Consider the following 14613-nt stretch of genomic DNA (forward strand, 5'->3'; position numbering starts at 1 on the left):
ATGCATGATGTGATCATTATCGGTGCCGGTCTGGTCGGGTTGGGCGTCGCCAATGCGCTGCAGGAAGCCTCCCCATCACTGCGCATCCTGATACTGGAAAAAGAGAGCGGCCCGGCGGCGCACCAAAGCGGCCATAACAGCAACGTGGTGCATTCCGGCATCTACTATGCCCCCGGCAGCCTCAAGGCACGGCTGGCCAAGCTGGGTAACCAAAGCATGTTCGCCTTCTGCCGCGAGCACGACCTCTATCACGACCAATGCGGCAAGGTGATTGTAGCGACCCAGTTGAAGGAGCTGGATTTACTGGAAAACATCTATCAGCGCGGGTTGCAAAACGGGTTGGCGGTCAGCCGGCTGTCGCAGGCGCAGTTAAGGGAGCGCGAACCGCACGTCAACGGGCTTGAGGCGCTGCTGGTACCGGACGCCGGTATCGTCAATTACAGCCAGATAGCGGCAAAGCTGGCGGAAATTATTCAGCAACGCGGTGGCGAGATCCACTACGGCCAGCAGGTCGAGGGCATCAGCGAAAGCAGTAATGATGTCAGCGTTCGCACGCAACATACAGAGTATCAGGCCAAATGGTTGGTTAACTGCGCCGGTCTGTTCAGCGACCGCATCGCCGCCCTGGCCGGTTACCAGACGGGCATGAAGATCGTGCCGTTCCGTGGAGAGTATTACGTGCTGAACGACGAGAAAAACTATCTGGTGAATCACCTGATCTATCCGGTGCCCAACCCGGACTTTCCGTTCCTCGGCGTACATTTCACCCGTATGTATAACGGCAAGCGTGACGTTGGCCCCAATGCGGTGCTGGCATTCAAACGCGAAGGTTATCGCAAATGTGATTTCAGCCTGCGGGATCTGAGCGAAGTGCTCGGCTATCGGGGGTTCTGGAAAATTGCCGGCAACTATCTGGGGGAAGGATTGGCAGAAGTCCGGCGTTCCCTGTCACGGCAGCGCTTTACCGAAAATGCACGTCGGTTGATCCCCGAACTGCAACCGGAAGACATTCAGCCCGGTCCGGCCGGCGTTCGTGCTCAGGCCCTGACCGCCGACGGCAAACTGGTGGACGACTTCCATTTTGTGAAAGGCCGCCGCTCGCTGCATGTTTGCAATGCGCCCTCCCCGGCGGCAACCGCCTCGCTGGAGATCGGCCGTGAGATCGTGCGGCAGCATCTTTCTTCACTGTGAGGGTTAATAACTCTTTTACCATGCTGAGGAAAAATGGCGCTGCATGCAGCGCCTGATAGGTTAAGCTCCGCTATTACAACGTGTGGTCAGCTGTAGCGCTGGCAGGGTTATCGTGCTTGCCGTCGGATTGGTTAGTGTAAAGGTCACCGTGCCTGCCTCAGTGACGCATACCGTACTTTTCACTCGCTTTGGATTCTGGTTGAACTTCACTCCGTTAGCGACAAAAGTGGACTGCACTGCCGCCAATTGCGCATCAATATCCAGGCTAGCTCCCGCCGCCAGGGTTACGTCCTGGGCCGTTGACGTGACGATCAAATCAACAAAGTCACCCCCCACCCATTCGGGGTCAGCCCCCCCTGTTACGCAACTATATTTACGCGCAAAACCCGGCACAGCCCTAAAGTTATACACCTCGTCCCCTACCCGAGCATCGATGTCTGTCGGCATTTGGCTGTCATAACGGAATTCCCGACGGCCATAGGCGCAAGCATCCATCTGAATCCGACGAATGCTGCCAACACCAATCTCAAACTTGGTTACCGGCACAAAGGCAGTGTCGAATACGTTCTTCCCAATAACGGTGTTTGGGCCGTAATCCGCACCAATAAAATACAATCCGGCGAAGGAGGAGTTAAGCTGCACAATGTTATCGGCAAACACAAAGTTGCCTGGGTTTGACAGACGGATATGCCCCTGATTGGTGTCCGTTACCCGGTTCCCGACAAAGCTGCCACCCGAACCTAATTTAATGTAATTGCTACCGGATCCAGCATTAGTGAACGTCGATCCCTCAAAAAAGTTACCGTTGGTCGCACAACCACTCGCGGAAAGCGCAATCTTGCAGTTCAGTACACGGTTGCCGGTAACTGTCGCTCCGGTCGCAGAAATACCGGGATACTCCGCCATCGGGCTGGTGCCACAGGTATCCACCTGGTTATTGGCGATAAGCGCATACTCAACCTTAATGTCAGTCAGGGTCGTGAAACTGATGCCATTCTGAACCGAATTACGCACAGTGTTGCCTACACATTTGCTGCGTCTAATCGGATTCTTTTGCGGGTTATTACTCAGCTCATTGTCGACAATAATGCCAAAACGATCGACGCCATCGACAAAGTTATCTGCCACCTCCCAGTCTTCGATATTGGTGAATGCAATGCCGTAAGAGAGGTTAGTGAGTGAGTTGCCCTGCACCAGCAAATTCTGGAAAAAAGTCGTTGAACCGCCATTTTCATCGTTGAGGGTTATCCCTCCACCACGATGACCTTGGGCGGTATTGGGCGAACCAATAGCGTCGTACAACCGATTATTGAGGATCTTACCGTCAAAACTGGGGGTTGAAGAGGTCTTCAACAATATCCCATCGCCGTTATGATGATAAATTTCGTTTTCACGCAGCACCCAACGGCGGCTGCCGCGCACCGCAATCCCCTCTTCACCCAATTCATGACACTTATTGCGGTAAACCTCAAAACTCTCCGACTGTCGGATACTGATGGCATCGGTATGCATAAACAGGTCGAGATCGTACAAGCGGAAACGCTGGCCGCCATCAATAAATAACGCAGTAGCCTGCTTAGACCACAGATGCGTGGGGTCGCTGCCTTTGCGGCTCAACGTCAGGCCGCTGAACGAAAAATCCGTTTTATTAACAAAGGTTAGCATCGTCAGCGTCGTCTTATCACTGTCCAGATAGAGTTGCCCGCCTCCACTAATGGCACAAAAGCCAGGCGCATCAAGCGGAGCAAAGGGGGTGTTGGCATCAATATCCGCCAGACGATAACGGCCTTCGAATACCATTTTTTGCGGCGTCTGTGCGGTGGCGATTGCACTCGCGTAACGGAACAGGCTTTTAAGCGCCGGATAATCATTGGCAATACCATCGCCCACGGCACCAAACATCTCCGGGTTTAATACAGAATCGGCATCAAGCACCCGCATCCAACAATAGGGTGAACTGGCGGGCTGGGTAATATAGATGCATCCATCAAGGGTAACCCCACTGGCTGGGATCGAAACAAAGGTGCCGCCTCCCAGCGTACTGCGAATTTGTTTACTTAACCGCGAGGCATCAAAGGCAGTCACCGTCATCAAGGTACCGGTAGGTGCCGTTTGCTGAGCCAGAGCAACAATATCTATGCAGGTATCGGTCATGGTACATCTCCTCGTAACGGCATGATTGCCGCCAGATGACTGTATATAAAAACAGTAACCCATAAAATCTGCCAGCCGATGGCACAACAAAAAACCAAAAAAAAGCGCTGCCTAAGCAGCGCCATTACCAAGCTGTAAAACTCTGGCTATTTCGCCACGTACTTTTGCATATTGGCCGGGGTCACCAGTTCAAACGGGATCCAGTAGTAAGGATCCAGCTTTTCGCCTTTGATCATGCGCTGCGCCACGTCAACCGAGGCTTTGCCCTGACCAACGGCATCCTGAAATACCGTCACCTGCATCTTGCCGGAAGCTAACGCCTTCAGGCCGTCCGGCGTGGCGTCGATGCCGCCAATCAACACCTTGCTGTCCTGCTTGCCGGCCTGCTGCAACGCCATGATCGCGCCAATCGCCATCTCGTCATTATTGGCAGCGACGATATCGATAGACTCACCGTTGGTGACCCAATTCAGCATCAGATCCATCCCCTCGCTGCGCGAATAGTTGGCGCTCTGCTTTTGCACTACCTTCATTTTCGGGTACTTGGCCACCACCTGCTCTACATCCTTGGTACGTTGCAGTGCACCGGCATCGGTCAGGTTACCGATCATCACCGCCACGTTGCCCTGGTAGTTGGCCAGCCGCGCCAGCTCTTCCATCTGCAAGGTACCGGACTGCCTCTCGTCGGAACCAACAAACACCACGCCGGAGGGCAGCTTGCTGTCGCCCGGCGTGCGGTTCACGTACACCAGCGGAATGCCCGCTTGAGTCACCATTTTAGTGATAGCGGGCGTACCCGCCGAGTTGACCGGGTCGACAATAATCGCGTCCACCCCGGCGCTGATAAAGTTCTGCACCTGATCGGTCTGGCGGCCAACATCGCCGCGGGCATCTTCGAACTGCACGCTGATGCCGCGCACCTTGGCCTCTTTGTCGATCGAATGACGAATGATGGTCAGGAAATTCTGGTCGAAATAGGCCATCGACACGCCGATGGTTTCCGCCAGCACTGAGGTGGAACAACTCAGCGCTGCCACCAACACGATTCTTTTTATGTATTTCATGATGATCCCCTGAGATAAAAAAAACCGCCGGGCAACATGCACCGGCGGAGTTTTACGGCAATCAGTGTTTTTTACGGTTACGGTGCATATCGATAGACACCGCGGCGACGATAATCACGCCTTTGATAATGTCCTGAATGTAGGAGTCCACGCCGATAAAGGTGAAACCGCTTTTAATCAGCCCGAGGATCACCGCGCCAATCAAGGTGCCGGTAATGCGCCCGACGCCGCCCATCAGGCTGCTGCCGCCGATCACCGCCGCCGCGATGGCGTCCAGTTCGTAGGACATCCCCATGCTCGACTGGCCGCTGCTGACGCGCGCAGCCAATACCACACCCGCCAAGCCTGCCAGGCCGCCGGCAATGGTATAAACCGTCACCAGGTATTTATTGACGTTAATGCCGGACACCCTGGCCGACGTCATGTTGCCGCCGATGGCGTAGATGTATTTGCCGTAGCGGGTGTGCTTCAGTGCGATGTGGAAGATCACCGCAACTACCAGGAAGATGATCACCGGCATCGCGCCCTGGCCGATTGAGGTAAAGCCGTCGGACAGGAAGCTGATCGGGTTACCCTGGGTGTAATACTGGGCCAGGCCGCGTGCCGATACCATCATGCCCAAAGTCGCGATAAAAGGTGGGATACCGGTGCGGGTAATCAGGAAACCATTGATAAAGCCGCAGATAATACCCACCCCGATCCCCGCGCCGATCGGGATCGCCGCCGGCAGGTCGAGCAACGCCGGGTACATCGGTGAAATGCTGTCCGACGTTTGTGCCAGGCTGGCCGCCACCACCGCGGTCAAGGCAATCAGCGAACCGGAGGAAAGGTCGATACCGGTGGTGATAATGACCTGGGTAACCCCCACCGCGATAATGCCGATAATCGCCACCTGCAGCACAATCAGCAGCAGACGGTTAGGGTTCATCAGGAAGGACTGGTCGCGGATGTACCAGCCAAGAGTTTCAAATACCAGCGCGATGCCGAGCATCACGATAAAGATGCCGGTATCTTTCGGCATTTTACCACTCAGACCGGCGAACAGCGGCGCTTTACCCGCAAGCGGCTTCTCAACTTTTACATTACTCATGGGAATTCACCTTTGCGTTATTCAGAGGCCAGCGCCAGGATGGTTTCCTGATCCGCTTCTTCTTTATCCAAAATGCCGGTAATACGGCCGCCGTGCATCACCATCACCCGGTCACTCATGCCGAGGATTTCCGGTAATTCCGATGACACCAAAATAATGGCGACACCACGGTTCGCCAGTTCGCTGATCAGGCGATAGATTTCCGCCTTCGCTCCCACGTCAATACCGCGTGTTGGTTCATCGAGGATCAGTATTTTCGGCTGGGCCAGCAGCCAGCGGGCAATAAGGACCTTCTGCTGATTACCGCCGCTCAGGTTATTGATGATTTGATCCATGGTCGGGGTTTTGATGTTGAGCTTTTTGATCTGCTCCATGCAGTCCTTGGCCATTTGCACGTGGCTGACAAAGCCATTCTTGCCGATGTACTCCGACAGGTTGACGATGCTCATGTTCTCGACCACCGACAACACCAGGAACAGTCCGGATTTTTTGCGGTCTTCGGTAAGGAATGCCAGCCCGAGTTCAATCGCCCTGGAGGGGGAATCCACCTTGGCCGCCTTGCCCTCGATAAAGATATGGCCGCCGTCCGCCGGGTGCATGCCGAACAAACTTTCCATCACTTCGCTGCGACCGGCTCCCACCAGCCCGGCGACGCCGAGGATCTCGCCGCGCTTGACACTGAACGAGATATCGTGAAACCAATCGGCACGCCGTAGCCCTTCGACGCGCAACACTTCCTCGCCAATATTGTTGTTGAATTTGGGGAACATCTGGGTCAGTTCGCGCCCCACCATCATGGTGATCAGCGACTGTTTGGTCAGGTTCTCGGTTTTATCACAGGCGATAAAGGTGCCGTCGCGGAAGATGCTCACCTCATCGGTGATGGCGAAAATTTCGTCCATCTTGTGGCTGATATAAATAATGCCTTTTCCCTGATCACGCAGTTCGCGAATGATGGCGAACAAATGCACCACTTCGCCCTCGGTCAGTGCCGAGGTCGGTTCGTCCATGATCAGCACGTCCGCGTTGTAGGAAACCGCCTTGGCAATCTCCACCATTTGCTGGTTGGCAATGCTCAGTTCACCGACCAACGTCTCAGGTTTGAGTTTAATGTTCAGTCGCACCAGCAGTTCGCGGGTTTGCTTGTTCAGTTGGTCATGATTAACAAAGCCCAGCTTTGCCGGTTCACGACCCAGCCAGATGTTTTCCGCCACCGTCATATAAGGCACCAGGTTGAGTTCCTGGTGAATCATGGAAATACCCGAATGCAGCGCCTGCAGCGTGTCACTGAAGGTCACCGGTTGGCCTTTTATTTTAATGGTGCCTTCATCGGGGTGATAAATACCGATTAAACATTTCATCAGCGTGGATTTGCCCGCGCCGTTTTCTCCCATTAACGCGTGTACGCTACCTGGTTTGATTTTAATTGAGACTTTATCCAGCGCTTTCACGCCGGGAAACTGCTTACTGATGCCTTCAGCCTCAAGAACATAGGGATACATACTGATAACCTCCGCCGTTCGTCAATGCATCCCTGCCGGGTCAAGGCGGCAGGGATATAACTGCGCTGCCTGAACGCTTATTTTCTGTTCTTGTCGGCAAATTCTTGATAGTTGGCCTTGGTGATCAGCTGATACGGGATCAGGACGTTGCTTTCCACCTTCTCGCCTTTTACCAGTTGAATGGCGGTTTGCACCGCACCTTCGCCCTGCCCTTTGGCATCCTGGAACACGCTCAATGCCAGATCGCCCTTCTTGATGTATTCCAGTGCATCCGGGGTGCCATCAACGCCGGCCACCAGTACGCCACTTTTCTTCGCCTGCTTCAGCGCCAGAATGGCACCAATCGCCATCTCGTCGTTGTTGGAGGCGATGGCATCAATCTGCTGACCGGTCAGCGCCCAGTCGGTGGTAATGTCGACGGCTTCTTTACGGCCCCACTTGGCGGTTTGTTTGTCGAGGATTTTGATGCCCGGATACTTGGCCGCCACCTCTTCCACGCCGCGTGTGCGGTCGCGGGTCGCTTCATTGGACAATTCACCCATCAGGATCATCACGTTGCCTTTGCCGTTCATCAGCTTGGCCAACTCTTCCATCTGCAGCTTGCCGGCCAGTTTGGAGTCCGAACCGACATAGGCCATGCCCGCAGGCAGCTTGATTTCCGGGCGGCGGTTGACGAACACCAGCGGGATCTTGGCGTTTTCCGCCAGTTTGATCATCGGCTTCACGCCCTGGGTATCGACCGGGTTGAGGATGATGGCGTCTACGCCCTGGCTGACAAAGTTCTCAACCTGTTGGATCTGCTGGGCGATATCCCCTTTTGCATCTTCAAATTGACCACTGACGTTGCCGTCCTGTTTCATTTTGCTCTGCATTGACTGGCGCAGGATGGTGAGGAAATTGTCATCGAAAGCAGCCATTGAAACGCCGATTTTGATGTCTTTTGCCAACACGCTGGCCGGCAACATGCACATCAATACCGAGGTGACGATCAGTTTCTTCAGCTTCATGTTCTGTACCCTTTAATTGTTAGAGTGAAGAGGCCTGTTGATTTGACAGCTAATGAAAAATATTTTTTACATTCAAACAACAATCCGGTCGGTGTTATCCCTTTGATACGGCAGATTTATCGCTTTTTTACCGTATTCAGATGGTGGGTAAAACTTTGATCAATGTCTCAAAATAGATTAAAAACAACACTTTAAAATAAACACTCTCTCAGGAAATTTAAGCCACCCAGTCATTATCAAATGTTTATTTCATAATTGAGATTATTGAAACTTTTTAACTCAAACAAGCGAAACATGCGTTTTGGAATGGGCAAGTAACAAAAACATGACACGGATCTAACAAATGGCGCAAAAGTCACCAGCGCGTTCGTGACTTAAGTGCGTTCAACTGCCGGCAACGCCCTGCGGTGATGAAAAATGGCACTGCGAATTCTCAGTAAATGTGCGAGCGAGCACGCAGTTTGCGGATCCGCGGTTTCATCCCCTGCGTTACTCGACAATACTGAATGAACATGTATTTTCAGGAGGATCTGACATGCAGCTCAGCAGTAAGGTACGGATGAACCGGCTGTTTAATAACGGCAAATGCCTCGACGTGGCGATTGATCATGGCATTGCCAATGAACCGGACTTTTTAATCGGCCTGGAGGACATCGAACGCGTGATAGACAGCCTGATCGTCGCCCGGCCCGACGCCATTCAGGTCAACTACGGTCAGGCGGATTTGCTGCAACGCGCAACGCAACGCGATAAGCCGGCACTGGTGATGCGTACCGACGTCGGTAATGCCTATAACGCCGCGCGCCACCGTGAAATGTGGGCGGTGTTGCATAACCCGGAGGCACCGATCCTCGCGGCGCTGCAGATGGATGCGGCCGCAGTGGTGGTTAATCTGTATCTGATCCCCGATGAACCGGGTATTTTCCGCCAGTGTGTCGAGAATATCGGCCGCCTGCGCCATGCCTGCGATCGCTATGCCATGCCGCTAATGATTGAACCGCTGGTGATGGCGCCGGCCGGTCAGGGCGCGGCCTACGGTTCGCTGGGCGACGTAGAAAAAATGGTGCCATTGGTACGCCTGGCACGTGAACTTGGCGCCGACATCATCAAGGCCGATCCGACTGAACGGGTGGAAGACTTCCACCGCATCGTTGAAGCGGCGCGTTGCCCAACGCTGGTACGCGGCGGCGGTAAAGGCGAACTGGGCGCGGTGTTGGAAAAATCCGCCGCCCTGATGGCTCAGGGAGCATCCGGCATGGTGTATGGCCGCAACGTGTATCAACACAGCAACCCCTCGAAAGTGGTTAGCGCGCTGATGGCGATCATCCATCAAGGTGCCAGCGGCCAGCAGGCGCTGGAAATCTACCATCAGCCCTGAACGCTCGCTTTTGTAACTAAAATAATCCTTCCCCCGGCGGCAGCATGTTATAACCTGCTGCCGGTCGCTGCCCTGCGTTCCATTCCCCGCTATTATCCTGACAGGCCCATTCGGAGAACCGCCATGCCAAAACAACGGATACCGCTGAAGCTCAGCACTACCCTCACGTTGATGGTGTCTGCCATCGTCGCTTCGGTGTTGCTGGTGGTATATGCGCTGTTTTTTGTGCAGATGAGTCACCAAGGGCAGGACCAGCAACGCCAGAAGGCGATGGCGATTGCCGAAACGCTGGCACTCTCCAGCAACGTGGTTGACGGCCTGCTGCGGGAGGATCACAGCGGTGCGGTCCAGCGTTTCGCCGAGCAGGTGCGCCACCAAAACGAATTACTGTTTGTGGTAGTGGTGGACATGAAAGGCATCCGCTACTCACATCCCAAACCCTGGCTGATCGGCCAGCATTTTATCGGTGAAGATTTGGAACCGGCACTGCACGGTGAAACCAACAGCGCCATCAATCGCGGTGCGCTGGCGCCGTCACTACGGGTATTTGCCCCGGTCTACGACAGCGAACGGCGGCAGATTGGCGTGGTAGCACTCGGTATTGCGCTCGATACCGTCCACCGGGTGGTGGACGAAAGCCGCTGGATCATCTACTGGACCCTCGCCTTTGCCGCACTGGTCGGCACACTCGGTATCTTCTTCCTGGTGAAGGCGCTGAAGCGCATCATGCTCGGCTTTGAACCCTACGAAATCTCCAACCTGTTTGAACAGCGCAACGCCATGCTGCAATCGATTAAAGAAGGCGTCATCGCGGTCGATAACCAGTCACGTATTACCATTGTTAACGACGAAGCCAAACGTCTGCTGCGCCAGAGCGGGCCGTTCGAAAATCTGCTGCTGGAGTCTGCCAGCAAATATTGGCCGGCCCAACTGCATCTGGCGGAGGTGCTGGCCAGCGGTAAACCGCTGCGTGACCAGCAGATCAGCTTTAACGGCAGTGAACTGCTGACCAATACCGTGCCGGTGATCGTCAAAGGCCAGGTGATTGGTGCTATCGCCACCTTCCGCGATAAAACCGAGATCAGCCAGTTGGTGCAGCGCCTGAGCGGCATGGCGCACTATGCTGATGCGTTGCGCGTCCAGTCGCATGAGTTTATGAACAAGCTGCATGTGATCCTCGGCATGCTGCACATGAAGGCTTATCAGCAGCTGGAAAACTACATCATCAACACCGCCAGCACCTATCAGGAAGAGATCGGCGCACTGCTGCGAAAAATCCAGTCACCGGAGGTCGCGGGCTTCTTTATCGGCAAAATCAGCCGCGCCCATGAAGCCGGTATTGAGCTGACCATTGATGAAGCCAGCCTGCTGCCGGAGACCGACGATGCGGAAACCACTCACGTGCTGATCAGCGTGCTGGGCAATTTGATTGACAATGCCATTGACGCTATCGATGGCGTTGAGGGACACGAGATCAACCTGAGCTTTCATCACAATGAGAATCACTTACACTGTATAGTCAGCGACGACGGCCCCGGTATTGATCCGGCTCTCGGCGCTCGTATTTTTGAACAGGGCGTTTCCACCAAGGGACCGGGGCGCGGTATCGGCCTGGCGCTGATCCGCAGCAGCCTGGAGAAGCTGGGCGGCAGCATTGATTTTGAATCCGAACCGGGTGAGCTGACCCAGTTCTTTGTCCATATTCCCTATCAGGCCAAGGGCTGAACCATGATTAACGTATTGATTATCGACGACGACCCGATGGTGGCGGAGTTAAACAAATACTACCTGAGTCAGGTGAGCGGTTTTCACTGTCAGGCGACGGTTGCCACCCTGGCGCAGGCGCGCGCGCTGCTGGCCGACGCCGAAGTCAGTATTGATCTGGTGTTGTTGGATATTTATATGCAGCAGGAAAACGGGCTGGACTTGCTGCCCGGCCTGCGAGAGCTGGGTGAAAAAACCGACGTCATCATCATTTCTTCCGCCAGCGACGTGGATACAGTGCAACGGGCTTTGCACTACGGCGTGGTGGATTACCTGATCAAACCTTTCCAGTTCGGACGTTTCAAAGAGGCGTTGAGCAACTACCAGCAGCAATCGCAGATCCTGGCGCAGCGCGAATTCTCGCAGAGCGATGTCGATAGCCTGTTACGTCGTCAACCCAGCAGCAGCGAAGGGAAAAAACTGCCGAAGGGGCTCACCAGCATCACGCTAAGTACGGTGTGTGAATGGATTGAGCAACAGCACGACGGGGAATTTTCGACCGATAATCTGGCCAATGCCATCGGAATTTCACGCGTTTCCTGCCGCAAATACCTGATTTACTTGGCGGAGAGCGGCATTCTCGGCACCCGCATTCTGTACGGTACCACCGGCAGGCCGGTCTATCTTTATCAGTTAAAACCCGATGCCATTGCCCTGTTGAAAGAGTATTGCCGCTAACCGATGCCCCCGGAACATGCCGGGGGATCAACGGGCCGTTATTGTGTTTTACGGATCAGACCAAAATCACGCAGCGCCACATACGGGTTCCAATATTCGCGGGCGCTGGCAATCTGCCCATCGTTGATAGTCACGATGGCAATAAACTGCTGATTATAATCGCCACCGCTTTGTTTGATTTTACCGCTGCTGGTGTATTCAAACACAAACACGCCGGGCTCCGCCGTCACCACTTTTCTCCAGCCTTTCCAGTCGGCATATTTCAGATCGCCAAGGTATTCGCTCATACCGGTAAAGTAACGGGTCATGTTTTCACGCCCCTTGGAAGCCGTGGCGAAAAAGCTAAAGTCCTCCACTGGCGCATAAGGCAGTTCAAACACCCCCTGCGGGGTAAAATATTTGGCGACGTTGGCCGGTTTCTCCGACCAGCCGTTCAGGCTGCGCCAGTAAAACTCGGCAACGTCGTTAACGTCGTAGCCCGGCTGCAGATAATACAGCCCCTGTTTTTCGATAATATGGTCGTTGGCCTGCACGGACGCAGCCGCACCCATCAGCCCCAGCAGGGCCGCTGAAAAGAGTTTTTTCATGTTATTTACCTTGTGAGGGATTACATACGTATTACGGCTTTAATGGTTTCACCGGATTGTGAATCCGCCATCGCCTGGTTAATGTCATTCATGGCATAAAAACGGATCAGGCGATCGATCGGGAAGCGCCCCTGTTGGAACAACTGTGCCATCATGGGAATAAACACCGCCGGCGCCGCATCGCCCATAATGGAACCCTGCACTGCCCGCCCGCGGATCAGATGCATGATGTCGAGCGGCAAGGACTCGCCCTGCGGCACCACGCCGGTCAGCACACATTTGCCATTTTCCGCCAGCACCCGTACCGCATCAGCCATCACACCCGCATGCCCGGCGGCTTCGACGCTATAATCCGCACCGTGCCCACCGGTCAGTTGGTTAATCACTTCAGCAACGTCCGTCGTTTTCGAGTTGATCACCGTGGTGGCACCCAGCTCTTTGGCCAGCGCCAGACGGTTATCCTTGATATCCACCGCCACAATCTGACCGCAACCCACCACCCGGGCCGCCATCACCGCCGCCAGGCCCACAGCGCCCAGACCAAACACCACCAGCGTGGAGCCCGCCAGTGCTTGCAAAGTGTTAATCACGGCACCCGCACCGGTCATCAGCCCGCAGGCCAACGGCCCCAGGTACTCCAGTGGGATGGTTTTATCGATCGGCACGATACTGCTGGCATTGACCACCGCGTATTGCGCAAAAGAGGACTGACCGAAGAAATGGCTGTGCACATCGCCATGCTCATCACTCAGGCTGACCGAGCCGTCAGCACGCTGGGCCAGCCAGTTCAGTGGCACATGCTGGCGGCAATAGGTCGGCATGCCAATGCTGCACTTGTCACAGGAGCCACAAGAGGCCAACGACAACACCACATGATCGCCAGGCGCTACCTTACTGACCCCGGCCCCCACCCGCACCACCACCCCGGCACCTTCGTGGCCAAGTACCACCGGTGCCGGCATAGGGATAATACCTTTGTGGGCTGCGATATCGGTATGGCACAGACCGGTAGCCACCAGTTTTACCAGGACCTCATCGGCGCGGGGCTCGCCAAGCTGTAACTGCTTAAGGGAAAATCCCCCTACTGCACCCTCACTGACTGCTGCTGTAATTTCCATATACTCTCCCACTGAGACTGATGCTATTGCTTCGATGTGGGGCAGTATAAGATGCGTTATTGGGCGCAAAAAGATGCCATACTCTGATTCACTGTTCTCAAATTAAGGACAATAAGGATGCAGAAAGGCATATTGAAAGACCTGAACGACCTCTACTATTTTGCCCAGGTCGCCCAGTACGGTGGGTTTTCCGCCGCCAGCCGGGCGCTGGATATCCCAAAATCCAAACTGAGCGCCCGCGTGCTGGCGTTGGAGAATCGTCTTGGGGTGTTGCTGTTTCAGCGCACCACCCGTCGGGTCAAGCTGACGGAGACCGGCTCACTGCTGTTGCGTCATGCACAGATAGCGATCAACGAGGCCGAGATTGCCCAGGAACTGATCGACCAAAGCCGGGCTGAACCCTCCGGGCTGGTGCGCGTCAGCTGCCCCAAGGTGGCCGCCGATGTGCTGCTTTCACCCTGCCTGCCGGCCTTTATGGCGGCAAATCCCGGTATTCAGGTGCAACTGCTGGCGAACGATAACCGGTTTGACCCGGTGACCGACAAGATTGATGTGGCACTGCGTCTGCGCCAGCGTAAAGACATGAGTGAAGGCATGATAGCCCGTGAATTGGGCCAAAGCGTGCGTATCCTGGTCGCTTCGCCGCAGTATCTCGCGCAACGTCCCCCTTTAACCGATCCGCAGCAATTGAGCAGCCATGATTTGTTGACCCTGGTCGACGTTGGCGAACAACAAACCTGGGATCTGGAAGGCCCCGAGGGGGAAAAACGGGCGGTGCGCGTGCGCCCGCGGCTGATGTGCAGCGAATGGGGGATCGTCCGCAATGCGCTTTCTCAGCACCTGGGTATCGCGCTGTTGCCGGATATCACCTGTCATCAGGCGCTGATGCAGGGTGAGTTGGTGCGCGTATTGCCACAATGGGCTTGCGCTCCGCTGATTATGCACGCGGTCTTCCCGACCCGTCGCGGCATGCTGCCTTCGGTACGCGCACTGGTGGATTTCCTGGCGCTGAACGTACCGCCGCTGTTGCAGAAAGGGGCGGTTAAATAGCAACAAACCTATCGCCCCCGGCAATGGGTT

The 14613-nt window shown here is 55.0% G+C and carries 12 protein-coding genes; 5 read left to right on the forward strand and 7 right to left on the reverse strand.

Translation table 11 applies throughout. The features are described 5' to 3' along the window. A complete protein-coding gene (lhgO, locus tag BEI65_RS04965; protein ID WP_099062381.1) occupies positions 1 to 1191 on the forward strand; it encodes an L-2-hydroxyglutarate oxidase in 1191 nt (396 codons plus the stop codon). 60 nt (positions 1192 to 1251) lie between these two features. Here lhgO and BEI65_RS04970 read toward each other — a convergent pair whose 3' ends face one another. The 5 genes from BEI65_RS04970 to BEI65_RS04990 all read right to left on the reverse strand — a co-directional run bounded on the left by BEI65_RS04970 (position 1252) and on the right by BEI65_RS04990 (position 8008). Next, on the reverse strand, positions 1252 to 3345 hold the full coding sequence (locus BEI65_RS04970) for a right-handed parallel beta-helix repeat-containing protein (protein WP_099062382.1): 2094 nt from the start codon (positions 3343 to 3345) through the stop codon (positions 1252 to 1254). A 146-nt stretch (positions 3346 to 3491) separates the two neighbouring features. Further along, positions 3492 to 4409: a sugar ABC transporter substrate-binding protein gene (locus tag BEI65_RS04975; protein WP_099062383.1), complete on the reverse strand. Its 918-nt coding sequence runs from the start codon at positions 4407 to 4409 to the stop codon at positions 3492 to 3494. A 61-nt stretch (positions 4410 to 4470) separates the two neighbouring features. Further along, complete coding sequence (locus BEI65_RS04980; protein WP_099062384.1) at positions 4471 to 5499, reverse strand: ABC transporter permease; 1029 nt, start codon at positions 5497 to 5499, stop codon at positions 4471 to 4473. 17 nt (positions 5500 to 5516) lie between these two features. Then, positions 5517 to 7001, reverse strand: coding sequence for a sugar ABC transporter ATP-binding protein (locus tag BEI65_RS04985; protein WP_099062385.1), 1485 nt, complete (start codon positions 6999 to 7001; stop codon positions 5517 to 5519). 77 nt (positions 7002 to 7078) lie between these two features. Next, positions 7079 to 8008: a sugar ABC transporter substrate-binding protein gene (locus tag BEI65_RS04990; RefSeq protein ID WP_085116285.1), complete on the reverse strand. Its 930-nt coding sequence runs from the start codon at positions 8006 to 8008 to the stop codon at positions 7079 to 7081. 535 nt (positions 8009 to 8543) lie between these two features. Here BEI65_RS04990 and BEI65_RS04995 point away from each other — a divergent pair. From BEI65_RS04995 to dcuR, 3 genes are all read left to right on the forward strand, one after another. Further along, positions 8544 to 9386, forward strand: a complete 843-nt coding sequence (locus BEI65_RS04995; RefSeq protein ID WP_099062386.1) for a class I fructose-bisphosphate aldolase — start codon at positions 8544 to 8546, stop codon at positions 9384 to 9386. Positions 9387 to 9509: 123 nt separating this feature from the next. Continuing rightward, on the forward strand, positions 9510 to 11111 hold the full coding sequence (locus tag BEI65_RS05000) for a sensor histidine kinase (RefSeq protein ID WP_099062387.1): 1602 nt from the start codon (positions 9510 to 9512) through the stop codon (positions 11109 to 11111). Positions 11112 to 11114: 3 nt separating this feature from the next. Beyond that, on the forward strand, positions 11115 to 11828 hold the full coding sequence (gene dcuR, locus BEI65_RS05005) for a two-component system response regulator DcuR (RefSeq protein ID WP_099062388.1): 714 nt from the start codon (positions 11115 to 11117) through the stop codon (positions 11826 to 11828). 38 nt (positions 11829 to 11866) lie between these two features. On the opposite strand, the gene BEI65_RS05010 is transcribed toward dcuR, so the two are convergent. Together BEI65_RS05010 and BEI65_RS05015 are read right to left on the reverse strand one after the other, a co-directional pair. Further along, positions 11867 to 12415, reverse strand: coding sequence for a nuclear transport factor 2 family protein (locus tag BEI65_RS05010; RefSeq protein ID WP_099062389.1), 549 nt, complete (start codon positions 12413 to 12415; stop codon positions 11867 to 11869). Positions 12416 to 12435: 20 nt separating this feature from the next. Further along, positions 12436 to 13533 (reverse strand): NAD(P)-dependent alcohol dehydrogenase, encoded by a 1098-nt coding sequence (locus BEI65_RS05015; protein ID WP_099062390.1) that lies wholly within the window; start codon positions 13531 to 13533, stop codon positions 12436 to 12438. 117 nt (positions 13534 to 13650) lie between these two features. On the opposite strand from BEI65_RS05015, the gene BEI65_RS05020 reads away from it, so the two are divergent. Then, positions 13651 to 14583 carry a LysR family transcriptional regulator gene (locus BEI65_RS05020; RefSeq protein ID WP_099062391.1) on the forward strand — a complete coding sequence of 311 codons (933 nt, stop codon included), beginning with the start codon at positions 13651 to 13653 and terminating at the stop codon, positions 14581 to 14583. Positions 14584 to 14613 lie beyond the last annotated feature (30 nt).

Origin of the sequence: Serratia sp. BW106, assembly GCF_002607755.1 — a bacterium.
In the GTDB taxonomy this organism is placed as follows: Bacteria; Pseudomonadota; Gammaproteobacteria; order Enterobacterales; family Enterobacteriaceae; genus Serratia; species Serratia proteamaculans.